Annotated in this window: 17 protein-coding genes; 13 read left to right on the plus strand and 4 right to left on the minus strand. The window is 44.9% G+C overall.

Going from position 1 to position 25,210, the window contains the following annotated elements; translation table 11 throughout:
* Nucleotides 1-145: 145 nt before the first annotated feature.
* Nucleotides 146-499, plus strand: a complete 354-nt coding sequence (locus QUA40_RS19940) for a hypothetical protein (protein ID WP_333128940.1) — start codon at nucleotides 146-148, stop codon at nucleotides 497-499.
* A 230-nt stretch (nucleotides 500-729) separates the two neighbouring features.
* Here QUA40_RS19940 and QUA40_RS19945 read toward each other — a convergent pair whose 3' ends face one another.
* Nucleotides 730-1,419, minus strand: a complete 690-nt coding sequence (locus QUA40_RS19945; RefSeq protein WP_333128943.1) for a DUF1345 domain-containing protein — start codon at nucleotides 1,417-1,419, stop codon at nucleotides 730-732.
* Between the two features lie 187 nt (nucleotides 1,420-1,606).
* On the opposite strand from QUA40_RS19945, the gene QUA40_RS19950 reads away from it, so the two are divergent.
* Both QUA40_RS19950 and QUA40_RS19955 read left to right on the plus strand, forming a co-directional pair.
* Nucleotides 1,607-1,861: a hypothetical protein gene (locus QUA40_RS19950; RefSeq protein ID WP_333128945.1), complete on the plus strand. Its 255-nt coding sequence runs from the start codon at nucleotides 1,607-1,609 to the stop codon at nucleotides 1,859-1,861.
* A gap of 181 nt (nucleotides 1,862-2,042) precedes the next feature.
* Nucleotides 2,043-3,017: an Hpt domain-containing protein gene (locus QUA40_RS19955; RefSeq protein ID WP_445301170.1), complete on the plus strand. Its 975-nt coding sequence runs from the start codon at nucleotides 2,043-2,045 to the stop codon at nucleotides 3,015-3,017.
* A gap of 38 nt (nucleotides 3,018-3,055) precedes the next feature.
* On the opposite strand, the gene QUA40_RS19960 is transcribed toward QUA40_RS19955, so the two are convergent.
* Nucleotides 3,056-4,303 carry a transposase gene (locus QUA40_RS19960; protein ID WP_333128949.1) on the minus strand — a complete coding sequence of 416 codons (1,248 nt, stop codon included), beginning with the start codon at nucleotides 4,301-4,303 and terminating at the stop codon, nucleotides 3,056-3,058.
* A gap of 250 nt (nucleotides 4,304-4,553) precedes the next feature.
* On the opposite strand from QUA40_RS19960, the gene QUA40_RS19965 reads away from it, so the two are divergent.
* The 6 genes from QUA40_RS19965 (at nucleotide 4,554) to QUA40_RS19990 (ending at nucleotide 13,944) form a co-directional block, all read left to right on the plus strand.
* Nucleotides 4,554-5,018, plus strand: coding sequence for a Fur family transcriptional regulator (locus QUA40_RS19965; protein WP_333128951.1), 465 nt, complete (start codon nucleotides 4,554-4,556; stop codon nucleotides 5,016-5,018).
* Between the two features lie 671 nt (nucleotides 5,019-5,689).
* The gene (locus QUA40_RS19970; RefSeq protein WP_333128953.1) at nucleotides 5,690-7,951 is read left to right on the plus strand and encodes a hypothetical protein; all 2,262 of its coding nucleotides are present in this window, start codon (nucleotides 5,690-5,692) and stop codon (nucleotides 7,949-7,951) included.
* Nucleotides 7,952-7,998: 47 nt separating this feature from the next.
* On the plus strand, nucleotides 7,999-9,945 hold the full coding sequence (locus QUA40_RS19975; protein WP_333128955.1) for a DUF3685 domain-containing protein: 1,947 nt from the start codon (nucleotides 7,999-8,001) through the stop codon (nucleotides 9,943-9,945).
* A gap of 181 nt (nucleotides 9,946-10,126) precedes the next feature.
* Entirely contained in the window at nucleotides 10,127-10,612 is a 486-nt protein-coding gene (locus QUA40_RS19980) for a CRR6 family NdhI maturation factor (protein WP_333128957.1), read from the plus strand.
* A gap of 302 nt (nucleotides 10,613-10,914) precedes the next feature.
* Complete coding sequence (locus QUA40_RS19985; protein ID WP_333128959.1) at nucleotides 10,915-12,447, plus strand: NAD(P)/FAD-dependent oxidoreductase; 1,533 nt, start codon at nucleotides 10,915-10,917, stop codon at nucleotides 12,445-12,447.
* Nucleotides 12,448-12,729: 282 nt separating this feature from the next.
* Nucleotides 12,730-13,944 carry an FAD-dependent oxidoreductase gene (locus QUA40_RS19990; protein ID WP_333128962.1) on the plus strand — a complete coding sequence of 405 codons (1,215 nt, stop codon included), beginning with the start codon at nucleotides 12,730-12,732 and terminating at the stop codon, nucleotides 13,942-13,944.
* 145 nt (nucleotides 13,945-14,089) lie between these two features.
* Here the strand turns inward: QUA40_RS19990 and QUA40_RS19995 are convergent, their stop codons facing one another.
* Nucleotides 14,090-14,962 carry a pentapeptide repeat-containing protein gene (locus QUA40_RS19995; protein WP_333128965.1) on the minus strand — a complete coding sequence of 291 codons (873 nt, stop codon included), beginning with the start codon at nucleotides 14,960-14,962 and terminating at the stop codon, nucleotides 14,090-14,092.
* Between the two features lie 619 nt (nucleotides 14,963-15,581).
* On the opposite strand from QUA40_RS19995, the gene QUA40_RS20000 reads away from it, so the two are divergent.
* Complete coding sequence (locus QUA40_RS20000; protein ID WP_333128968.1) at nucleotides 15,582-15,761, plus strand: hypothetical protein; 180 nt, start codon at nucleotides 15,582-15,584, stop codon at nucleotides 15,759-15,761.
* A 500-nt stretch (nucleotides 15,762-16,261) separates the two neighbouring features.
* Here QUA40_RS20000 and surE read toward each other — a convergent pair whose 3' ends face one another.
* On the minus strand, nucleotides 16,262-16,939 hold the full coding sequence (gene surE / locus QUA40_RS20005; protein ID WP_333128978.1) for a 5'/3'-nucleotidase SurE: 678 nt from the start codon (nucleotides 16,937-16,939) through the stop codon (nucleotides 16,262-16,264).
* 578 nt (nucleotides 16,940-17,517) lie between these two features.
* Between surE and QUA40_RS20010 the strand changes: the two genes are divergently transcribed.
* From QUA40_RS20010 to QUA40_RS20020, 3 genes are all read left to right on the plus strand, one after another.
* Nucleotides 17,518-19,503: a carotenoid oxygenase family protein gene (locus QUA40_RS20010; RefSeq protein WP_333128971.1), complete on the plus strand. Its 1,986-nt coding sequence runs from the start codon at nucleotides 17,518-17,520 to the stop codon at nucleotides 19,501-19,503.
* A gap of 74 nt (nucleotides 19,504-19,577) precedes the next feature.
* Nucleotides 19,578-24,869 (plus strand): AAA family ATPase, encoded by a 5,292-nt coding sequence (locus QUA40_RS20015; protein ID WP_333128973.1) that lies wholly within the window; start codon nucleotides 19,578-19,580, stop codon nucleotides 24,867-24,869.
* 57 nt (nucleotides 24,870-24,926) lie between these two features.
* Nucleotides 24,927-25,061, plus strand: a complete 135-nt coding sequence (locus tag QUA40_RS20020; protein ID WP_333128975.1) for a hypothetical protein — start codon at nucleotides 24,927-24,929, stop codon at nucleotides 25,059-25,061.
* Nucleotides 25,062-25,210: the final 149 nt, after the last annotated feature.

Below are 25,210 nucleotides of genomic sequence, written 5' to 3' on the forward strand. Positions count from 1 at the left end.
TATCTTTAGTTGAGTTTGAATATATCGGTCGCTCCTATTCATAGTTTGCGATCGATTATTCAGCAAGCCCTATTTAGCAACGAAGATTAAAACACAGTCTCCTTTGCCATCCCAATTATGTTCATGTATTGTCATGGGAAATCGAATGTTTTCAGGTTTACGTGAACAAGGGCATAGCGTCAGACCAATTCGGGAGCTTTGTTACATCATCTCTAAAGGAGAAATTCTACTTAATTCATATAATATTTATGACAAAGATGCAGGTAAGAAGAGCATTATCCAATTTAAACTATGGAAGGAAAACCAATTAAAGGCAGAAGATTTATTGGCTTATATTCAAGAAGATTCTCTTCATAAGTGCTATTTCAATTCTCTGATCGGAATTGAGAAAACAATTAAACTGAAGAACAAATCTCTAGTTCAAGAGTCGTATGCTTTTAGTCCTGAGAGGTTTCTTGAGCAGTTAGTAGATAACTTTAGATTTACAGAGAATCTGTAGGGCTTTCATATGTATCCTCAGAGTATTACACCAAATTGTTTTTAGCTTGTTTTGATCTCTAACTTCGCGCTAACTTGAACCTGAACACTAACATTTTCTATTGAGTTATGCAAAATTTGGTGATTAGCCTGACTTTCTTGCGTCTAACTCTGGAATTCGGGCAATAAGCAGCGCCCTAAAACAAGATCGATCGCCCATTAACAAAAAATGGTAGAATCTGCTAGTGAATCCTATCCATTCAATCCAGCAATAATATTGACACTCATGGCCAGAATAGCGGTGTTAAAAAAGAACGACAGCACACTGTGAAAAAGCACGAGATACCTCATGGAACGAGAAGTAGTCTGCACGTCTGCAACTTGGCAAGTCATCCCAATCCCAAAGGAGAAATATAAAAAATCTTTGTAGTCTGGTTCGTCGTCCCCCGGAAAGTCCAAACCATTCGCCTGCGAGTAGCTGCCGTGCTGTTTGCTGCGGTTTCCGTAGTAGCTGCGGGCATAGTGCATCGTGAAAATAGTGTGAACCTGCATCCAAGAGCCAACAATTGTAAGAACAGAAAGCCCCAAGTGCAGAAATAGCAAATTTGGGGGCAGACCTTTGGTATCGCGCAGCAGGAAGAAGATGGCTAAAAAGCTAGCAAAAGCCGCTGCCGTAATCGTGCTTAAGATTGCCAAGCGACCGGCGTCCAACTGCTGAGCGTGGTGGCGCATCAGTTCGGGAGTGCCTTCCAGCATCAGTATCCAAGTCAAAATCAGGAAACTGACAGCGCCTGCGTTCCAAATGCACAGCATCCGAGTCAGCGGGAGATAGTCAGGCGGCACGAAAACAGCGATTGCTATAGCGAACAGAACAGACACAAACAGCCGGTGCCGAACGCTCCAGAGCCAGTGCATTTTAGATAGGCGAACGTTTTTCACCATGATTTAGTATAAGTTAGGCACAGTAAGGGTTAGAAAATGCTAACTACTAATATCTTGCCAGGAAATCGTAAAAAATAATGAATTGGTAACACGCAACACAGGCAGGATTTTTCATGCCTTTCGATAGATCGATCGACCTCAACCTTCTAGTTACAGTGGGAGAAAAGATAAATTGTGGCTTGAAATTATGGCATCCTCCCAACCCCTCAAAGGCATTGAATTGATCGACTGCGCTAAAGCTAACGCCCAACAAGGAATCGCCACAGCCGCGAAGCTTTGCGGCTACGGAGACGACCTCAACACCTTCGAGCGGCAACTTAAACAGGCTTGCCAAGACATCGGCGTCGAAGTCAAGGAGTTAAGCGACTTGATTACGGCTCAGCAGATGATGAAACAAGGAATGGGCATTGAAATCGCTCCAGATACTCCCTCAGAACTCTAGACTCAATCTCCACCGCACCAGTTTTAGAGCTAAGATTGCCCCGACACCACTATTTTGAGTCTGCTAGCTGAGGCAGGCTAGAATGTTTTGCATGGGAGCTTCCGACTTTTGGCAGGAGTCGCGTTTCCTCCCGCGAAGAGGGTGCTTTCTGGAGGGTGCTGAGATTGTTAGGAGGACTGTCGTGTCAGATCAGCAAGACCGAATTATGCGTTTGTTTATAGAGGAGGCTAAGGAGCACCTCGATACTCTAGAAAATGGTTTAGTGGATTTAAAGTCCACGATGAAAGATCCCGAAAGCGTCCAAGAGATGTTTCGAGCCGCCCATTCCGTGAAAGGAGGGGCGGCTATGCTCGGCTTAGATAGTATTAAAACAACCGCTCACCGCTTGGAAGATTGTTTTAAGGTGCTCAAAGACGGGCCCGTCAAGCAGGTTGACCAAACGGCCGAATCCCTATTTTTAAAGGGAGTTGATACGCTTAAGGACTTGCTGGGGCGACTTGAGGGGCCTTTCGGCTTGAGGAATGAAGAGGGAGAAAAACTCGTGCAGCAGGTGATGCCTGTTTTTGCTCAACTGGAAACTCACCTCAATAAATTGGCGTCGGGCAAAGTGCAGGCTGCTGCTGGGTCTGGTATTCCCGCCGCTCCAACAGCGGGCGCTGTGTCGGCGAATTTTACTGTCGAAGTGATGACTTTATTGAAAGAAATGTTGCAGGTGTTCAAGCAGAAAGAGTCGGTTGCTAGCCGCTCCGAGTTGACGGCTGTTTGCGTTCGCCTCTATAAGTTGGGAGGTAAAATTGAAACTTGGCAAAATTTAGTCAAAACAGCTAGAGCGGCGATTGTTAATCCCAAAAACTCTTATAAAGTCCTAGCTCCGCTGATTATCAAGGAACTCAAGGAAGCTGGGGATTTGGTGCAAGGGGGGAAAGTCCAGGCGATCGTTCCGAGTAAAAATTTGCTACTTTTGGCAGCAGCCCCAGCAGCCGCAGCAGCCCCAGCAGCTCCAGCAGCCCCAGCAGCCCCAGCAGCATCGAAGCAAGTAGCACTTCCCGCCGAACCGAAGGCGGTAGTCAAGCTTTTGCTCAAAACTTTCAACAAAAAGCAACTCTCGGAAATCGCCAAGTTACTGGTTAACGCCCTCAGAGCACCCTCAAACTAGGACTTGTTGCAGTAGAAGATAGATTGACACTCCTGGGCCTAAAGGCGTGAGGATTCTTCGTTCATTGACTCAACTTGCCCAGACAAGATTTCTCCAGCCTGAGTAGAGGTCGAATCTCCCGAAGCGTTCGGATTTAAGATCCAGGTTCCTACATGACCTGTAGTACCCAAGGCTAGATTCAGGATATTTCTAGCCGCATTCCAATCTCTATCTAATTCAAGTCCACATTTGCAAATGTGGGTTCTAGTAGATAGAGATTTTTTTACGACCGTGCCACAGTTAGAGCAGTTTTGAGTAGTGTAGGCAGGGTTAATAGCTACCGTTATTTTCCCAAGTTTAATTCCAAAATGCTCTAACCATTTCCTGAATTGATACCAACCTGCATCATTAATCGACTTGGCAAGACAATGGTTTTTAACCAGGTTTCTAATCCTCAAGTCTTCATAGGCGACCAAATCGTTAGATTGGATTACGCAACGCGCTATTTTCTTAGCGTGTTCTTGACGCTGCCTACTTATTTTGAGGTGTGCTCGCCCTAATCGATTAATGGCTTTCTTTCGATTGGTAGAACCTTTCTTTTTGCGAGAAACCCGGCGCAGTCGAGACTTCAACCGCTTCTCACTTTTTCTGTAAAATCTAGGGTTCGGTTCGCTATGACCGTTGCTATCGGTATAGAATTCATTGAGTCCAACATCTAAACCGATTGTTCTACCTGTGGAATTTGTATCGACCTGGAGATCGAGCCTTATTACAAATTGGACGTAGTAACCGTCAGCACGGCGAACTAATCTCACCCTCTTGATTTGGTCTATTTGGTAGAAGTTTAAATCCCAAGTCCCTTTCAGTTTCAACTTGCCCATACCCTTTTTGTCGGTAAAGGTAATTTGCTTGCGCGTCTGGGAAAGCGCCCACCCCGAAGTTTTGTACTCAACTGAACGACAGTTTTTCTTAAACTTTGGATAGCGTTTTTGACCGGGAACCTGGCGCTTGCAATTGTCGTAAAACCGAGCAATTGAATTATAAGCCCGCTCAACCGAGGCTTGACAAGCATGGGAATTCAAAGTTTTGACAAACGGAAATTCAGCCCTCAGCGCTGTATTGTAGCGATAAAGCTCTTTCTGCCCAAGGGCTCTGTTGTCCATCCAGTAACGGATGCACTTGTTGCGGACAAACTGAGCCGTTCTAATCGCCGCATCTATTGCAGCGTATTGAGTTGTTTTTCCTTTGACTTTAAATTCCAGAACGATCGTTTGACGTGGAAAAACTCTACGGCAAGAGTCTAGCACAAAAAAGTCGCCCGCTTATGGGCGAGGCTTGAAACCCATTTTTTGGTCAAAGCAATATTTCTGAGGGGGATAATTTTCGGGAGGGTGCTGGCAGCATGAGTTGAGCAGCAACTCGAAAAAAATTACTCCTTCGAGATTTTTGCCCTCTACCTTCTACAGTTGGGCAACCCTGCGTTAGAATTAGTGGATATGTGGGCGTGCAATATTGTACCAGAATTAAAAATCGAGCAGGCTTTATAAGGCGGTAGCTGTGAAACCAATTCGTTCATTAGAAGATGCTTTAAATCGCTGTCAGGCGATGGGAATGCGCTTGAGCCGCCAGCGTCGATTTATTCTAGAACTTTTGTGGGACGCAAAAGAACACCTCTCGGCTCGCGAAATTTACGATCGCCTGAACCAACAAGCCCATTCGATCGGGCATACTTCGGTTTATCAAAATCTAGAAGCTTTGTCGAGAGAAGGGATTATTGAGTGCATAGAACGCTCGGAGGGACGCTTGTACGGCAATGTCAGCGACTCTCACTCTCATGTCAATTGTCTTGATACGGCTCAGATTCTAGACGTTCATGTGGAATTGCCGATCGACTTGATCGAGCTAATCCAAGAGCAAACGGGTGTCAAAATTGTAGACTACCGGATAGATTTTTACGGATATCGATCCTCCGAGTCCGCCACGCAAGCATCGAGTGTCAGGGATACGCCACAGGCTTCGTAACGGATAAAGCCGCCGCTGTTGGAAGCAAAACCGATATTTTTGCTCCGTCGGTCGGTCGTATAAAATGATTTAAGTATTTTGCTGGTGCGATCGGTTTTTTTGCCCTCTCCCGCCGGAATTTGGCACAGGGCGCGAAGAGTGAAACTCGATCGCCAAGTTGGGCGATCGGGAATAAAATTTACTACTAAACTAAAAAAATCAGTTCTACCCGCTACACGTAAGAGTTTAGACCAAATCCGGCTTTTTTACCCCCTTGATTTTTTAGTCCGCAGGGAGTGGACGAAAGTTTGTTTTGTGTAGTTGCGGTTTCAACTCGTTACTCTTAATAAAGCGAATTTTTGACCCAAATTTAGTATTAAACCTTACTTAACCCCCTGCAAATTTATCTGCGGAGTCAAATCTAAAATCTAAAATCTAAAATCTAAAATTGATCCGCTGACCGGGGCTTTATACTGTTTTTTTTGCTAAAGTGCCCCGGGATCTGTGAATAACTGTTTGATAACTGGTATGATTTACGTGCTTCAAGAGCCGAAAATGCTCGGAAGTAACCAGTGGGGCTGGACACGAACCTCACTATAAAACGCCGTAAAGGGAAAAATTGCCAGTACCTTGAAGGAAGTTCTCGATCTCCTTAACAGGAGTCAGAAGCCGACATCACAATCTATGATTTGATGTGGGAGTGTCAGGCTTTACAGCGCATTACAGGACAGGCTGAAGTAATGGCGAGACGACAATCTGACCAATTCCACACACCACCGCAATACAACCCATCTCCCAAACCGACGGCACAGTTCAGTGCAGAGGCGACAGGCGATGCGAGTTCCTCAGTAACGGCGCTGCCGACCGAGGGAAAAAGAACTTTTTGGCAGTGGCAGCTTATCTGGCTGAGTCTCCTGGTGGGATTTGGAGTAACCGGTGCCGCTGCATTTCTGTGGTTGCTGACGATGCCGCCGCCTCCCAATTGTCAGCAACTGTCGCCACTGGCGGCGGACGGAGAGCGACTTTACTGCGCTCAACAAGCAGCTAAGTCGGGCAAGCTAGAACAGATAGAATCGGCAATGGCAATGGTGCAGGCTTGGCCAAAAGAACATCCGCTATACTCGCAGGGTCAACATTTGATAGGGGAATGGTCGAAAGCCATTCTGGGATTTGCCAGGGCAAAAATTGAGCAGGGCGATTTGAAAGGCGCCTTGGAGATTGTGGCGAAAATTCCGAAAACCAGTCCGTCTTACCCCGAGGTACAGGAGGCTGTTACTGCTTGGGAAAAAAATTGGCAGGAGGGCCAAAAACTCTACGATACAGCCCTAGCAGCTCTGAAAAGTGAGGATTTAAGGAAGGCTTGGGATTATGCTCAAGCTCTGTTCAAGCTGGAAAATGTTTTCTGGAGTCAGAAACGGTACAACGAGCTGATCCAGCAGATTTCTTTGGAAAGAAACGGCTGGCAGCGCTTGCAAGAGGCTAGAGATTTAGCGAAGGACGGCACTCCGCAAAAGTTCGCTGAGGCGATCGTCCTGGCTCGTAAAATAGACTCGCAGCTTTTTGCCCGCGCTAAAGCTGAGAAGGAAATTGAGGGGTGGAGCCGGACTTTGCTGGCAATGGCTACTAAGCGGTTGGGGGCGAAAGACCTGCCGGGGGCGATCGAGGCTGCTTCTGTTGTGCCACAGGATTCGCTACTGTTTGCGGAAGCTCAAGATTTGATGCAGTTGGGTAGGGCTCAGGCAGTGACGTGGAACCAGTCGATATCAACTCCGCTGCCACAACACATTTTTAGCTTGCTGGAAGGGCAGGGGGCTGCTAGCCAAATTGCTCCGGGTCGCCCTCTGTACAAGCAAGCTCAAGTTCAAATTGAAAATTTGCAGGTGCAGTTTCAAGATTTGCTGCGTCTGCAAGTGGCGAGCACGATCGCTAGTTTCGGTCAGAAAGGGACGTTTGGACTCGCAATCGAGCAAGCGCAAACCATCGGACTCAAGCACCCGCGGCGGGTTCATGCTCAAACTTTGGTGGCTACTTGGCGCCGGGAAATTCAGCGGATCGAAGACCAATCTTTTCTGACTTTGGCGAAGCAGTTGGCAGAAGCGCAAACGGTTGAAGGACTAAAGGGCGGCATCGCTCAGGTAGCTCTGATTGCTCAAAATCGCCCCCGCAGGATAGAAGCGCAAACTCTGCTGGCTCAGTGGACGAAACGCATAGAAGTTATTCAAGATCAGCCTTTTTTGGATGAAGCGATCGCCCTGGCGAAGCAAGGAAAACTTAGTGCTGCTATTGAAAAAGCTTCGCAAATTAAGAGCGGTAGGACTTTGTACGCGAAAGCTCAGGATAATGTCTATCAGTGGGTGAGCGAACTGCAAGTTGCTCAAGACAGACCCATTCTGGATAGAGCTGCGGAATTGGCATCTCAAGGCAGTCTAGGAGCCGCGATCGATACGGCTTCCCAAATCGGTTACGGTAGGGCGCTTTATTCAGAGGCAGCAGGTGCGATCGGGCGCTGGAGTGCTGAACTCAGAGCCAACAGTGCGCCGCCACCGGAACCCGCTCGCGAGTATGCGCCAAAACCCGCTCGCGATGACGCGCCAGCTCCTCGACAGGAGGAGTACGCGCCAGCTCCTCGACAGGAGGAGTACGCGCCAGCTCCCGAGCCGGCTCCGGCTCCCGAGCCTTACTATCCGCCCACGAGGCAAGAGGCCCCGGCTCCCGAGCCGGAACCTTACAATCCGCCCGCGAGGGAGCCGGAACCTTACAATCCGCCCGCGAGGGAGCCAGAACCTTACAATCCGCCCGCGAGGGAGCCGGAACCTTACAATCCGCCGGCCAGACAAGAAGCCCCAGCTCCGGCTCCGGAACCTGCTCCTCCTCCGGCTCCGGCTCCGGAACCCGCGCCGCCCTCGATTCCTGACTCGGCTGGTCCTCCTGATGCTAATTTGATCCCCGAGTAATTGGGTTTTCGCGCGATCGAGCTCTAAAATCTCCAATCTAAAATCAAGTGAGTAATTTCCAAGTGCTGACGATCGATGGCGACCCCATTTTCCGGCTGGGGCTGCGAGTCGCTTGCGAGCAGTATCCAGACTTGCAAGTTGTCGCAGAGGTTTCAACGGAAACCGAGGCTTTGCGGGTTCTAGAAGCTCGATCAATCGACTCTGGAGCAGCCAAGAAGCCCGCAGATTTGGTAATTTTGGCTGTTGAGTCCCTAAATTTGCGATCTGGTCAAATAGAGGCGGTGGCATTTTGTGGCGAACTCAAAACTTTGTACCCCAACCTGCCCCTGTTGCTGCTAGGCGGGCCGCTGACACCGGAGCTTTTGGCGGAATTACAGGCGGGCGCGAATGGCTATTGTCCTAAAGGTACAGATATTTCCTTGACAATCGAAGCTATTCGTGCGGTGGCATCGGGTCGCACTTATTGGGCGACGGATACGGTAGCTAACTCGGAAATAGAACTAAATGCAGCGGTGGTTCAAACAGTAGAAAACTCCGCAGCAATTGCCGATAAAAATGCAGATAATTCGACAGTTGATACGCCAGTACACAAAAAACTGCTGGCTTATTTTTGTCAGTCTGGACTACGCGAAATAGATGCAACTTTGGCGGTTGTCCAAGCTGATTTGCAAGAGATCAGAGTCGCAGAGCCGACGGATTTGCCCTCTATTTTAGATGGGGTTGTACTCAGCGGGCGCCGCAGAGAATTGCTAGCAGCTCGTTGGATTGTTAGTCAGTTATTATTTGAAGGGAAAGGGGAGAAGGAAGAAGGCAGAAGGCAGAAGGCAGAAGGCATAAAGCAGAGGATAGAAGGCAGAAGGCAGAAAGAAGAAATGAGAGGCGAGAATTTGTTAAATAATTCTCAATTGCAATTAGCGAATTCCCAAGTTTCGGCTGAATCTTTGGTGGTTGCAACTAATTGGCAAGGTAGCTTGTTTGACTCGGTGGCGGCTAAATTGCAGTTTGAGTTGGTGAATTTGACTGGCTTGCCTTTGGAAATCGATATTTTGCGATCGCCCAAAAAGCGTGAATTGATGAGTTCCATCCTGCGGAAGTTAAAGGATTTGCTGGAGGAATTGCGCTTTTCGCAAGTACAGCAAACTCAATTGTCGCAAAAAATGCCTGCTATTTTACGGGATTTGTGGGAGGCGACAATCATAGATTTTTTTGGCAGATACTATACACTGCAAACGAAAGAAAATCTGATTTTTGATGGCAGTCAAGCAAGCTTAAAAATGGGAGAAAGTCAAGGGGGAAGCGCTGCTTATCTCTTGGCAAGCAGCGGCGTAGAAGTTGTGCCGATGCTGCTAGCAGATGCTGATGTAGTTGCAGCAGAAATCCTTGATAAAATACCGATGACAGTTGATTTTTTTGCACATTTGCTATTTGAAATTCCTCTAACAGTTGACAATATTTCTTGTGTTGCTGGCAGCCCGGAAGCAATGCAGCGAGCTGAAGCTTTGTTGGAAAATTTGGCAATACAAGTTGCTAGCGGAGTGGTACAGCCTCTACTAAATAATTTGGCAAATATTGAAGAAATTAAGCAATTTTTTTACGATGGTAAGTTGATTTCGACGCGAGAAATTGAGCGGTTTCGGAATGATTTGTCGTGGAGATATAGCTGGGATAGATATTTTGTGGAGCCGAAAGCTATTTTTGAAAGCAGGTTTTGGCTGTTTGTTTTGGGCGATTCGGGAATTAAGAGAATTTCTATTTATGCTCCGAGAAATCTGGAGTTAGCACAGCTTACTGGGTGGCAGTTAGCCTTGACTTTGCTGCTGGAAACCAGGGATGCGATCGCACCTAGAGTTCGCGCGGTTATTTCGCTGTTAGGCGCTGGCGTGGTTTACGTTTTGACTCAGGTTATAGGGCGGGGAATTGGTTTGATCGGGCGGGGAATTATCCAGGGGATTGGTAATTCTTTGCAAGATAGCAAGTTTGGGAAAAATGGGTAATTAGTCATTAGTTATTAGTCATTAGTCATTAGTCATTAGTTGGTAGTCAGGAGTGAGCTAAAATATTTATAGCTGGTGGTATGATAACTACATGGTAGACCGTTAATCAAAAGCAATTGGGTCCAGGGCCCCCGGATTGATCTGTGGGATTCATCTAAAATTTAAAATGGGTTGACTTTTTATGAGTATTATGATAGCGATCGATGCCGATCGCATAAACAGTTTAGATTTGTCTCCGGTGCGGACTGTGATTGAAAAGTGGCTAGCCGAAGGAGCGATCGCCCAAAACGAACAACAGCTACAATTTGAAATTGAGTATCCGCGCGAAGAGTTAGATCCGCGAGAAATTTCAGAAATTCCCGAAGTGCGACTGTGGTTTATTCGCTTGGATGCTTGTTATCCTTGGCTGCCATTTTTGCTGGATTGGAAAGCGGGAGAATTGGCGCGGTATGCCGCGATGTTGGTGCCGCACCAGTTTCACCGAACCCAAGGTATTCAGTACAATCCTGAAGCTTTGGAAATGTTTTTGATGAACAAAATTTTTGTGTTGACTGATTGGTTGAATCAGCAGGGAATCCCCAGTAAATCGAAGTTGATGGCCATGTCGCAGATGTTTGGTTATGATTTGGAGGATGCTTTTTTTGATGTGATTGTGCCGCAAAAATAAGCGATCGCGCCTCTAACTAACATACTGTTAATTAGGTAAGCTACTCTACCTTAAGACTGAGAACAAAGGTATAAACCCGGTTTCTTCCCTTGTGGGGCGGCCTTTCGAGTCCGCCTCGGAAGCTATAAGTTCCATTCACAACAGTTTAATTAAGCTTAACAGCCACCGTACTCAGACTTTAATACCATCCTTAAACCAGCGCGCCTCAAAAAATTGTTGCTGGACTTCAGAATTTTCTCAGAATTGATAGTTAGTTTAAATACACAACGATCGCCCCATTCAATCGATCGAGGAAATTTACCATGACAACAGATTACCTCATCGTCGGCAGTGGTTTATCAGCACTGGTTTTCGGAGCTTTGATGGCAAACTCCGGCAAAACCGTACACATCCTCGAAGCTCACGAGCATCCCGGAGGCTTTGGTCACACCTTTACGATGGCCAAAAAATACACCTTTAATGCCCAATTCCACTACGTTTGGGACTGTGGCGAAGGACATACAGTCAATCGAGTTCTCAAAAAACTCGGTCTCGATCGAGATGTCACCTTTGAACGGTACGATCCGAATGGCTACGACCACATGAGAATGCCTGGGTATGCGCTCGATATTCCCTCGGAACCAGAGGAACTGATCCGGCGATTCTCGGCGCTGTTTCCCGAAGCAAGCGAGAGAATTCGTCAATTCGTCAACGAAGTCGAGAAAACCGGCGCGGGGATCAGGAAACTCGCTCCTCCCGTAAAACCAATTGAATTAATCAAAAATTTCGGTGACGTATTCTGTGCCGTCCAACACCTCAATAGTACACTTCAGGACGTTTTCGACAAGTTCCAACTCCCGCAAGCCGCCCAAACCCTATTAGCCTTGCAATGGCCGGACTTTTTGCTGCCTCCAAATCAGCTTTCTTTCTATGCTTGGATTGCCTTGTTTAGAGGCTATCAAGAAGGTGCATTTTACCCGACGCAGCATTTTGAAGATGTCATCAATTCTTTAGTTAAAGTCATTGAATCCAACGGGGGGAAAGTTCTATTAAACCATGAAGTCACGAATTTTAGGGTAACAAACAGAACAGTAACGGGAGTTGAAGCGATGGATTTGACCACCCATCAAACCCATGAATTCACGGGCGACACGGTGATTTGCAACCTTGATCCGAAAAGAGCGGCCAAGATGATTGGAGAGGAACTGTTCTCTAAAAAAGTGCGACGGAAACTTAACTATGAGTATTCTGCATCTAACTACATGGTGTACTGCGTTGTCAAAGATATCGATCTCCGAGACTATGGATTTGGCAAGTGGAATACGTTTCATTCGGAACACTTGGATCTAAATGAAGCTTTTGCTCAAATGTATGACCACAATGATTTTTCTCGTCCGAGCTTTGCAATTACAACGCCAACTTTACTGACGGAAGCGCGGGGGGATTGTCCAGAAGATTGTCAAATTGTCGAATTTCTGACTGTTGCTAATTACAGCTATTTTAAACAGCTTTGGGATAGCGATCGCAAAGCTTACAGACAGAAGAAACAAGAGATTCTGGACTCGATTTTAGATGTAGTTGAAAAACACTATGTTGCGAATTTCCGCAAACACATGGTCTTTCATATTACCGGAAGTCCGACGACTAACGAGCGCTTCTGTTGGTGTCCTAACGGCAATTCCTACGGTTCTACCCTGACGCCGAAAAACATGGGAGTCGATCGACTAAATCATGAAACCTCCCTCAACAATTTCTATTTCTGCAACGCCTCCTCGGGCTATCCAGGCTTTGCACCGACATTTTGGACGGGGGCGCTGCTTTATCAACGTTTATCCGGCAATGCGATTTTAGGCTAAGGAATGCCAATTAAATAACCGCGATATCTCGTAGGTTGGGTTGAGGCTTTGCGAAACCCAAAATTGGCTGATATCTGTAAGGACACGGCAATGCCGTGTCCCTAGCCGAAAATATTTTTAGGGATACGACACTACAGTTTTGTACCCGGAATATAAGCATTCAATTAATAGCTATTCAACCTATCAATAGCGGTAAGGTGCGGTGTGCATGGAAACCTAGATATAGACGTTCTGCGTCCAGGAATGTAATAGCGATCAAACCTATCAATTTAGGAGTGAACTATGAGAATTGCAATTGTTGGGGGCGGAGCGAGCGGTATGGCAGCAGCCTACTGGCTCGATAAACAGGGGCATCACGTCACTGTATTGGAAAGGCAGCCGATTTTAGGCGGACACATTCGGACGCTCAACAAAAATGTTGCGCCAAATCAATCAGAGTGCAATGAAATATTAGAAAATGGGGTGCTGGAATTTCCCACTGTGTTTTACAATTTCGCGGCTTTTATGCAGGAGCTAGCCGTTGAATTAGAACCTGTGCAGATAGGTTCAGCGCTGTTTTTTAAAGATGGCACCCACTTTTTATCGGCGGTCTCTATCCAAAATAATTTCACCGGAATCCAACGTCTAATCGAGTATTTGCGGCTCGATAGTCTCTACGCTCGTTCGGCTGCATTTATTTTAAAAATGCGGTTTGCTAAACAGCACGATTTCTACGATGTACCGCTTTCGGAGTCTTTGAAAAGCTCGTGCGTCCGCAATTATTGGCTGAAGTTGCTGACGATGTACAGCTACTCGATACCGTTTGAATTGCTCGACAATTTTCCGGCAGAATTAGCGATGCCTGTTCTACGCGAATATGCCTCGGTCAACTGGGTGAAAATTAAAGGCGGGGTGTATTCTTACATTGAAAAGATTCTAGAGCGGTTTAAGGGCGATATACGGCTAAATGTGGAGATTGCCAATATTTTTAGAAGTGCGGATGCTGTAAAAATGGTGCTTTCTGATGGGGAAATCCAGGAATTTGATAAGGTGGTTTTTGCGATGCCACCAGATCAAGTTATGAGGTTATTGTCTGATCCGACGGATGCGGAAACGAAGCGGTTTTCGGCGTGGAAAGCCAATTATGCAACCACTGTACTGCATTCTGATACATCAATGTACGATCGCTACGGTATCCGCAAGTTATCAGAATTTGATTTTTTCGAGACCGACAAGGGATGGGGATATAATGCTAGCTTGAATCAGCTTTGTGGCATCTCCTCCCCACGAGAGTACAGCTTAGCGTTTCAACTGGAGGAGTCGATCGCCAAAAAGGACATTATTCACATTCAGAAACATCACACGCCGCTGTACAATGTCGAGTCTTTTCGATATCGAGATGAAGTTATCGAGACTAATGGCGAGAACAACACCTATCATGCAGGAGCTTATTTGGGGGATGGTTTGCACGAAGGAGCTATTACCTCTGCTTTGCGAGTCGCGAAATTAATTGGGTGAACTCAATTGTGATGCTACAAACTCTCGCAAATATGGGTAAATTTCTTACCTATGCAGCACTCTCACAAAAGTAATTATGTCTGCATCAAAAGTTAAACCAATGCGAGAGTCGCAGGCTCGGATCGAGATTGAGTTTTGTCGCTGGCTAAGCTGCGACACCACTCCCGGCATTTAAGTAGACATCATGGCTCACAGATGCGGGCATTGTTGATCCGCCTAACTGAGTGCCCTCAAAGTTGGCTCCCACGAATGTGGCCCCGCTCAAGTCGGCTTCGCTCAAGTCTGCATAGCACAGCCTAGCCCAATCGAGGTTTGCCTGCACCAAAGAAACTCCCACCAGATTTGCTCTGGTTAAATCTGCTCCCATCAACTTGACGCCCCGCAACTGAGCCCCGCTGAGATTGGCGGCTAACAAGTTCGCGCCTTCCAAGTTTACCCCGTTCAGTTTGGCTTCGCTCAGGTTCACGCCATTGAGATCCGTCCTACTCAGGTCGATTCCATTGATGTAAGCTTTCCTGAGATAGATGCCTGTTAGTTGCGCGCCAAAGAGCCTTGCACCGCTGAGTTTTGCCCCTCCGCAGTTTGCCCAGTTGAGGTTGGCTCCCGTGAGGTTCGCGCCCCGCAGGTTGATGAATTGCAGGTCGGCTGTACACAAATTCGCATTCCAGAGGATAGCGCTCCGCAGGTTGCTACCTATGAGTTGGGCGCCGCTCAACTTTGCCCTGGGCAGTTTTGCTTTGACGAGGAAAGCTCCGCTGAGATTGGCTTTGGTGAGATCTGCGTCCGCAAGTCTGGCTAGGCCCATTTTTGCAAAACTCAGATTTGCTCTGTAAAGGTTTGCATCGTTGAGTTCTGCTTTGATGAGATGGGCCCGACTCAGGTTAGCTCCCGATAGGTTAGCCCTCGAAAGATTTACCCCCACCAAGATGGCTCCGCTGAGGTTTGCTCCGCTGAGGTTAGCGCCAGCAAAGTCTCTGTTTCCATTTTCGTACTGATTGAGCAGCTCGGTTACTTCCATAGTCGTTAGATTCCTAATAGCGGAAATTTATCTAAAAATACGCACTCTTTATAAGTATTTTATATCACACGGAGCGGGTGCGATCGCACTTTGAAGAAAGCTGAAATTTAACTTTATATTTCTAAATATACTTTGTTATTTTTCAATAGTCCAGACTGTTTTTAGGTCATAGTCTGAAACCCTTGATTGGCCGTTGAAAGCTTTTGTGCCCCGGCAAGCGTTGCTTGCTTTTATTGGCTCGCTCTGAAACCCTTATTCTAAGGCTGGCACTCAAAAGCTATCAGAAGTGTTGCATTAACAACTCTATATCTTTATTGGTGACTTTTGTATAATTACCTATTTCACCTCTGTCCTGCAGTGATTCTCGATGCTCGGAGTCTCCATTTACACACAAATATGTTAATATGTTATAGCTAGAAACTAAAAAATTACTATTTAGTTAAGAGGTTTCTCCATCCTTCCTGCATAGTAAAATAAATATCCTTGTTGCCAACTGTGGCGAACAGCTTTTTTAACTAAGACTGCAAAGTTTTTCTTTGTGTTCGCGCCCGGTGTCACGAAGGTTGGCATATTCCTAGCTCCATATTTTATCTACTGTCATTTTTCATTAAAATTAGATGTGGAACAACAGCTTAAGCTTAATAAGCGAGAATTATTTTCTGTTGTCTCGCAGCAGTTCTACGATCGTGCTTTTGAATATTTGCTTGAGTCGATCGGGGTTAAAAGTAATTGCCGACATTGTACTTCTGAGGGATTTAGCGATATGCCTAACGATAGAGGCTATTTGTTCAAAACCTAGTGGATAATCTACTCAAGATTGTAAAAAACTAACCGCGAGTAATATTTATCTAGGCTCACCCCCTCTACTGGCAGTTAGGCAGATGTGTCAATATATGTTATGCTGAGTCAAAATTGAGGAATGATCATGTCAAAAGAAAGAAAAAGCAATAAAGAAGTCAAAAAGCCGAAGAAACAAGCTGATGGTGTTGCTAAGCCGAAGGATGACAAAAAAAATTATGGTAGCACGGACGGTCGCAAGTAGAGATAGCTTCGACTCTCGGGATTGTGATTAATTTTGTTCAATTGTCATTACTATCGATTTTTAACAGATTTAAATATCCTATTTTGGGATAGGGCGAAAACAGGTTTATTATATCTAGGGAATATGCAGTGCTAAACCCAAAGTATAATGAAATCTGTTTTTAGCCATGAATATTAAACATTCCGTCGCCGATCGAATTTAACACCGTCTATTGAGACTTTCTGGCCTAAAAAATATAGTTCGATCGCCCAAATCTATCACAGCGATATCTCAGTCACCGCAATATTACCCTCAAAACACACGTCAACATCAGTCCCTGCCGCCCGATCGCGCGATCCATATTCTCCGGCATAATAAAAGTATTCTCCCTCCATCCGGTAAACCACTGGCAGTGGCTGCGTCGAAGGCTGGCAAAACACAATTTCCGGTTCCGCACTTCCGGGCGCTAAATGCGGCAAATTCACATTCCAGAAACACCCAGACTTTGGTTCCCGGTTCAGCAAATCCGCCAACACCCTCGATGTCCAACGAGTAGCGACATCCCAGTCTATTTCGAGCGGCCTTTTAATCCGGTGGGAAATTGCGATTCCCGGAATACCGTGCATGGCTGCTTCGCGCACAGCCGCAACCGTACCGGAAATATACACGTCAACCCCCAAATTGCCGCCCGTGTTAATACCCGAAAGCACCAAATCCGGCTTCGCACAAACGTGATGAAGAGCAATACGCACGCAATCGGCCGGTGTTCCCCCTACAGCATACTCAAATTCCGATCGCCGATCGACATGAATCGGACTGTGAGCCGTCACCTGATGCCCGCAGCCGGACAATTGCCCTTGAGGAGCCACCATAATTGTTTTGCTCTTTACTGCTTGCAAAAGTGCTTGAATGCCCGGAGCATCGATGCCGTCGTCGTTGGTTAAAATTATCGTCATTAAAAATGTGTCGGTTTTATAGAACCGATTTGAGAGCGCAGAGGCTGGCAACTTTCTGGTAGCTCTAGCCCAAATTGGTTGTTGGTTGGTGGCGATCGTCAGTATGAGCATTGCCACACATTTATATCATGGCATTAATTGAACACTTGCCCCAGAAATGTGGCGCGCCACATTGTAGCCCAGTCGCACCTTGATATGACAGCTAAAGCGACTTGTTACGCTTGCCCCAGTGCAGCATTCATGACATCAGTGTCGATGCAAACATCTAATCACATAATTTTTTCCTCGGCTCTCCCCGATGCTTGGTGTTAAAAGTAGCAGATGATACTAACTATCTGAGACTGAACGTTGAAACCCTCGATCGTGCTAAATTATTAGCTGGCGTTATCACCATAAGTACGAGAGAGCCGATAATAAGTTAATGTCGATTCCTATTGGGCTTTGACGCAGGGGATGGGATAATAGATATGAAATCCTTATCAAAAATAGTATCTACGTTACAGTCCTCATTTCCCATTCATAAATCAAATACTTATCTACACTGTTACCATTATTACATTTTAACTCAGGAGAGCCACATGAGCGAACCCACTAAAAGCAACACCGAAGCAGTAATGAGTGGCTGTCCCCCTGTTCCCCAGTCGATTATGACCGCCCGTCGGGAAGAACTAAATAACGTCGAACTGGAAATTTTTGAAGGCAACTTACCAGACGACGTACAGGGTTACATCTTTTTCGTTGGGCCAGTGGGTACCGTGGAATCAGGCGGTCTTCCCTTTAAAGACGGAGACTCATTCTTAAATGGCGACGGCATGGTTTACCGACTTGATTTCAATCAAAAAGGTAAAGTAACTGTGAAGACACAGATTGCCAAGCCGCTAGATTACTATTTTGACGAGGCAACTAAGGGTACCAACTTGGGATTTCGCAATCATGGCATCTTAAGGTTTTCCTTACTTCTGGGCGCTCGCAACGAGTTAAATACAGCGTTTCTGCCGATAAAATTCTCTCAAGACGAATCTGAGCGATTGCTAGTAACTTATGACGCGGGTCGTCCTTATGAAATTAATACACATACCCTTAAGGTGAGGACTCCAGTCGGGTCCAATCAAGAGTGGCGCCCTGAAATTAATCTGCCCTATCTCTTTCCACCCATTTTTAGTACCGCACATCCTGCCTTTGATACCTACACCCACGAATTTTTTGCGGTCAATTACGGCCGATCGTTAGAAAATTTTATTGATACCATTCCTTCCCTTGAGGAAGTAGACAAACTTTTTCCAGAAGTCCGTCAACTTTGGGAACGATTTAAAGGTTTAGAAGATTTCGTCTATCTGATTCGTTGGGATGGCATAAATCCTTTAGAGCGATGGACGCTTGTCAACCCCGATGGTTCGCCAGTCAGCATCAAGCAAACTATTCATCAGATTGGAGTAACCAAAGATTATGTTGTTTTGATGGATACATCCTTTAGTACTGGAATCGAACAAATACTCAACAATCCTTTTCCAGACCACAAGGAGCGAGAAAGAATTCTCAGACAGTTGCTGGAAAGTCCGCCATCACCCGATTCAATCATCTATATTGTGAGCCGTAGTGACCTGGCAAAAGGACAACGCCCGGCCATGAATGAACCGGAAGTTAAAGTTGTCGTGCGGAAAGTGGTAGTTCCCCTCGAAGCTTCTCACTTTCTGGTGGACTATGACAATCCTGACGACAAAATTACGCTTCACATTTGTCATATTTGTGCTTGGGATGTTGCTGAATGGCTCCGCACGTATGATTTTTCTGCCTATCCACCCCACGATCCCGTGTCTTCTCCTGGGCCTGGGATGGAACTCAATCTGATGGATATTAGCCGCCTGGGACGCTATGTAATTGACGGCAAAAGCCAGGAGGAAGCACCCGTTGAATCAAAAGTTATTTCAGATCGAAGGTACACCTGGGGGCCATCGTTATACACCTATCTTGATAGACTCCCTTCGTCGGGTATGACTCCCGGAAAGTTAGATAATATTTACTGGAGTTCTTTTGGACTCTGGAAAAATCTGATGACCCAGTTCATGTGCGACCTCTTCAAAGACTATAAGTACCAGCAAGTGCCACAATCAAACCTGTTAAGCCTTGCTGAACAGGGTATACCACCTTGTTTGTTCCGACTGCAAACATGCTCGATGGAAATTGCCGATCAGTACCCGTTTCCTCCTGGCTATATGGTGAGTTCGCCACAGTTTATGCCGCGCCGTGGTAACCAAGGGAGTTCAACAGATGGTTATATTACTTGTAACGTTTTCACACCCGAAAGAAATGAAATCTGGATTTTCAAGGCAGATGCTTTAAGGCAGGGAGCAATATGCAAGCTTTACCATGAATCGCTCAACTTTGCATTTACATTACACACAGCTTGGTTACAACAAATAGGATCTCGTTTATCTGAATACAAAATCTCGCTGAAGGAAGATTACGAGGACTTAGCAAAGAACTTCCAATCTCCTCCGGAATTCGAGAAAGAGATTCAGGATTTGTTTGCTAAAGAGTTGTACCCTCGCTTTGAAAGAGAGTAAAAATTTGATCCAGCCAGATTCTCCATGAATCTGGCTGGATCAATAATAGTTGCTTAAAAGAAAAGGTAAAAATAATGATCGCCATTTCAGCCTACGAAATTCGAGAAAAGATTTACGACGGCATAAGAACCGTTGTTTATCGAGGTATAAGAAATCGAGATCGACAACCTGTTATCGTTAAAATCATAAAAGATGAACATCCTACCCTAGAACAAATCACCCATTTAAGGCAAGAGTTTATAATTACTCAAAATTTAGATTGTGAAGGGCTTGTCAAAACATACAGTTTAAACAACTATCAAAATAGTTATGCTCTGATATTAGAAGATTTTGGCGGTCAATCACTTGCTAATTTTATAGCATCTAATAAACTGTCAATAACCGATTTTATAAGAGGCGCAATCGCTCTATGCGAAACTTTGATCTATCTCCATCAAGTACCAATCATTCACAAAGACATTAAGCCCTCAAATATCATTATCAATCCAGCGACCGGAAAAGTAAAACTGACTGACTTTAGTATTTCATCGCGCTTGGAATTGAAAAACCAAAGCATTAGTAATCCCAACTTCCTAGAAGGGACTCTCGCTTATATGTCACCCGAACAAACAGGGAGGATGAATCGAGCCATTGACTATCGCACCGACTTGTATTCTTTGGGAGTGACTTTCTATGAAATGCTGACCAACCAGTTGCCATTTACTACCACCGATCCGATGGAATTGGTTTACTGTCATATTGCGAAACAACCCGTCCCACCCAAAGAAATAGCAGAAATTCCTCAAGCGGTTTCAGATATTGTGATGAAACTGTTAGCAAAAAATGCTGAAGATCGATATCAAAGTGGGGCCGGATTAAAATTTGATCTGGAAACTTGTTTGCAGCAATTGCAGACAACTGGCAACATTGAAAACTTTCCCATCGGTCAACGCGATCGCGGCAACCAATTACTCATTCCCCAGAAGCTTTATGGCAGAGAAACCGAAGTCCAAATTCTTCTAGATGCCTTTGGGCGAGTCAGCCTTGGTGCCACCGAGATGATGTTGGTTTCCGGTTATTCCGGGATTGGTAAAACTTCAATTGTCAATGAAGTTCATAAACAAATTGTAGCAGCGAGGGGATATTTTATTGCGGGTAAGTTTGACCAGTTTAAGCGCAATATTCCCTATGCTGCGTTAATCCAAGTATTTCAGGAATTAGTGCGTCAACTATTAACCGAAAGTTCCGAACAGATTGCTATTTGGAAAGAAAACTTATTAAAAGCGCTAGATAATAACGGTCAAGTTATTATTGATGTTATCCCGGAAGTTGAACTAATTATCGGTAAACAGCTTGAAGTTCCTCAACTGGGGTCATCGGAATCACAAAACAGATCTAATCGGGTGTTTCAACAATTTATTCGCGTTTTTTGTCAACCCGAACACCCGCTAGTCATATTCCTAGACGATTTACAGTGGGCAGATTCGGCATCTCTGAAGTTGATCCAACTTTTGGTAACCGATCCAGATAACAAATATTTGTTAACGATTGGAGCTTATCGAGATAACGAAGTCAGCCCCGTGCATCCTTTAATTCAGACAATAGAAAAAATTCAAGAAAATGAAACGGTGGTGAATAATATCACCATTCAGGCGCTGGCTTTGGATAGCGTCAATCAATTAATCGCCGACACTCTCGATGCCAGCGTAAACTTAGACAAAATTAAACTTTTTTCTGAATTACTTTTTAATAAAACCCAAGGAAATCCGTTTTTCTTGACACAGCTACTCAAAACCCTGTACTCGGAAAATCTGCTGGTTTATCAAGTAGATACAGACCGCTGGGAGTGGGATATTCTACAAATACAGGCGATTGGCATTGCTGATTTCAATATTGTTGAACTGGTTGCCCGAAATATTCGCAAACTCCCAGAAACAACCCAGAAAGCATTAAAACTAGCGGCTTGTATCGGCAACCAATTTAACTTAGAAGTTTTATCAATTGTCAACGAAGAATCAAACTTAACGACTGCTGCTCATTTGTGGGAGGCAATGCAAGCGGGTTTGATTTTGCCGCTGTCGGAAAATTACAAAATTCCCCTAGTATTTGCCCAGGAAGAGTTGGCATCTGTACGGGATGTCAAAGTTGACTACAAATTTTTGCACGACCGAGTGCAGCAAGCAGCTTATTCTTTGATTCTAGAGTCAGAGAAAAAAGCCACTCACCTGAAAATTGGTCAACTGCTGCTGAATAATACAACGCCTCAAGAGCGAAAAGAAAATATTTTTGCTCTGGTTAACCAACTGAATTTTGGCACAGATTTGCTAACTAATCAGTCAGAAAAAGATGAGTTGGCTGAATTAAACCTGATCGCCGGACAGAAAGCAAAAGCAGCGACTGCGTATGAAGCTGCTGTTAATTATTTGAATGTAGGTATAGAACTCCTGAGTCAAGATAGCTGGGAAAGTAGATACGATCTGACATTTAATTTTTATCTGGAAGCGGCCGAAGCCGAATATCTCAATGCCAATTTAGAACGAGCGGGGATCTTGTGCGATCGCGCTCTGCAAACCGCCAAAACTACCCTTGAAAAAGTTAAATTATACGATCTAAAAATTAGATTTGAACTTGCTAAAAACCAGATTAAATCTGCGTTAGATACCGGACTGCAAGTTCTAGAATTACTAGGAGTATCCCTAGCTGAATCAGCTCCGCAAAACTTAAATTTTGAAGAGTTAACTAACCTGCCAAGAATGACCGCTCCCTACAAGCTAGCGGCAATGCAAATTTTAATTCTTATATGGCCTCCTGCTTGTTTTGGATCGAGCGCAATGGCACTACCGATTCTATATACTATGATTGAACTCTCGATTCAGTATGGAAATTCGTTGCTTTCTACTTACGCTTATTCTATGTATGGTTCGCTCATATCTTGGCTAATACCAGATATAGATTCTGCCTATCAACTGAGTCAAATATCTTTGCAGTTATTGGAGCGGTCAAATGCAAAAGAGTTTTTATCTAAAGTATTCGTTAATATTTTTATCAGTATTCACCATCAAAAAGAGCCTCTGGCAACCACTATAGAACCCTTGCTTCAAGCAATTAATAACGGCTTAGAAGTCGGTGATATAGAATATGCTTGTCATGCTGCTGATTACTACTGCTCGCATCTATTTTTTAAGGGAGAACATCTGGATTATGTGCAAGCGAAACAAAAACACTATAGGGATTTAACAGCTAATCTTTCCCAAGAACATCAGCTTTATCTCATCAAAATCATCGGTCAATTAGTGGCAAATTTAATGGGTCAAGCAGACAATAAATTGCTACTAATTGGCGATTTATTAGATGAGAAAGAAACAATTGCATATCTTCAAAAAATTAATAATACAATTGCCTTGTTTAGAGTGTTTTTTGCTAAAACCATGCTTTGCTATTTATTTAAAGATTATGCAAGAGCTATAGATCATGGTGTTACAGGAGTCAATTATTCAACAATTCTCCAAGCTAACTTTAGCTTTACCGAACATATTTTTTACTATTGTTTGGCTCTTTTAGCTCAGTATTTTCAGGAAACCGAGTCAAAGCAGCAACATTACTTAAAGCAAGTAGAAGAAAATCAGGAAAAAATGAAATATCGGGCTTTCCATTGCCCAGCCAATTACCAGCATAAGTATGACTTAGTAGAAGCAGAAAAAGCCCGCGTCTTAGGGCAATCTTTCTCAGCAATGGAATATTACGACCGGGCGATAGATGGAGCCAAGGAAAATGGATACGTCCAGGACGAAGCCCTCGCCAATGAACTCGCAGCAGAATTTTATTTAACTTTAGGTCGTCAGAAAGTAGCGCGTACCTATTTAATTGACGCTTACTATGCTTATATTCGCTGGGGAGCCAAGGCAAAAGTTAAAGATTTAGAAGAGCGCCATGCTGAATTACTCGCACCAGTCGTCAGTAGGAAAAATAGCCTGACGAGTGGAAGAGACGAAATGATTGTTCAGACCAGAACCACTGTCACTTCTACCAGTTCAGGTGCTGCAAACGAGCTGGATTTATCAACAATTATCAAAGCCTCCCAAGCGCTCTCAGGGGAAGTTAATTTAGATAAGTTACTCTCGAATTTGATGCAAGTCTTGCTAGAAAACGCCGGAGCAGAAAAATTTTATTTCATCATACCTGACCCAGCAGGTAAGTGGAAAATTGAAGCTCAATGTACGGGTGAACGATGTGAATTAATATCCAAGTCAGCGACTGAAAATCAAGTGATACCTATCTCGCTGGTTAATTATGTACAACGCACGCAAGAAACTTTGGCGATTGATGATGCAACCACTGAAACCAGGTTTGCCTCTGACCCGTATATTATTCAGCAGCGACCTAAATCTATCTTGTGTAGCCCCCTGATTAACCAAGGTAAATTGGTGGGGATCTTATACCTAGAAAATAATTTAACAGCGGGGGCTTTTACGCGCGATCGCCTAGAAGTCCTCAACATCATTTCCGCCCAAGCTGCGATCTCCATCGAAAATGCCCGCCTCTATCAAACTTTAGAAGAAAAGGTGCAACAACGCACCGCCCAACTCGCCGAAGCAAACGAGGAAATTAGCAGCCTCAACAACAAACTTAAAGCCGAAAACATCCGCCTCAGTGCTGAGTTAGAAGTCACGAAACGACTGCAACAAATGATCTTGCCCAAACAATCAGAACTAGATCAAATTAAAGGATTAGAAATAGCTGGATATATGCAACCGGCCGATGAAGTTGGCGGCGACTACTACGACGTGCTAACCCAAAATGATAAGGTAAAAATTAGCATCGGCGATGTTACGGGACATGGTTTAGAAAGTGGCGTATTAATGATTATGGCGCAAACCGCCGTCCGCACTCTCCAACAAATGAACGAAACTGATCCGGTGAAGTTTCTTGATGTGTTAAACCGCACCCTTTATGCCAATATCGAGCGCATCGACTCGTCTAAAAACATGACCTTGGCTTTGTTAGATTATCAAGATAGTAACTTTACCCTCAGCGGTCAACATGAAGAAATAATTGTAGTCCGTACTGATGGTAACATCGAACTGATCGATACAATGGAACTCGGCTTTCCTCTGGGATTAGAGAAAGACATTGCTGATTTTGTTTCCCAAGTTCAAGTGCATCTTAATCCAGGGGATGTAGTAGTGCTTTACACAGATGGAATTACCGAAGCTGTAAATATAAATTGCGTGTATTACGGCATAGAAAGATTGTGCCAAGTGGCGAAAGAAAATCGCCACAAAACGGTTGAAGAAATTCGACTAGCAGTAATTGATGACGTGCGGCAACATATTGACAAGCAGAAAGTTTTTGACGACATTACGTTGGTAGTTCTAAAACAGAAATAACGCAAGTTGGTAATTGGTAATTGGTAATTAATCATATCAAGTCCCGTTGCACCGGACTTGTATAGTGGGGGTGTAGTCGATCGAGACGAAGAGGCTGGCAACCTTCTGGTAGCTCTAGCCCAAATTGGTTGTTGGTTGGTGGCGATCGTCAGTTTTAACATTGCCACGCATTTATATCATGGCATTGATTGAACAGTTGCCCCCCAGAACTTTGCCGCGTGGTGAGAGTATCAATTCAGAGAGGACTGGTATCGTTGCCCAACAGCTTAGCGGGTGACAACGTACCTATAATGCTTGCTGCATAAAGGATAGAGCCAAGAAGCCGCGCTGAAAATAGAGAC

It is taken from the genome of Microcoleus sp. Pol11C3 (genome assembly GCF_036701485.1).
Classification (GTDB): domain Bacteria; phylum Cyanobacteriota; class Cyanobacteriia; order Cyanobacteriales; family Microcoleaceae; genus Microcoleus.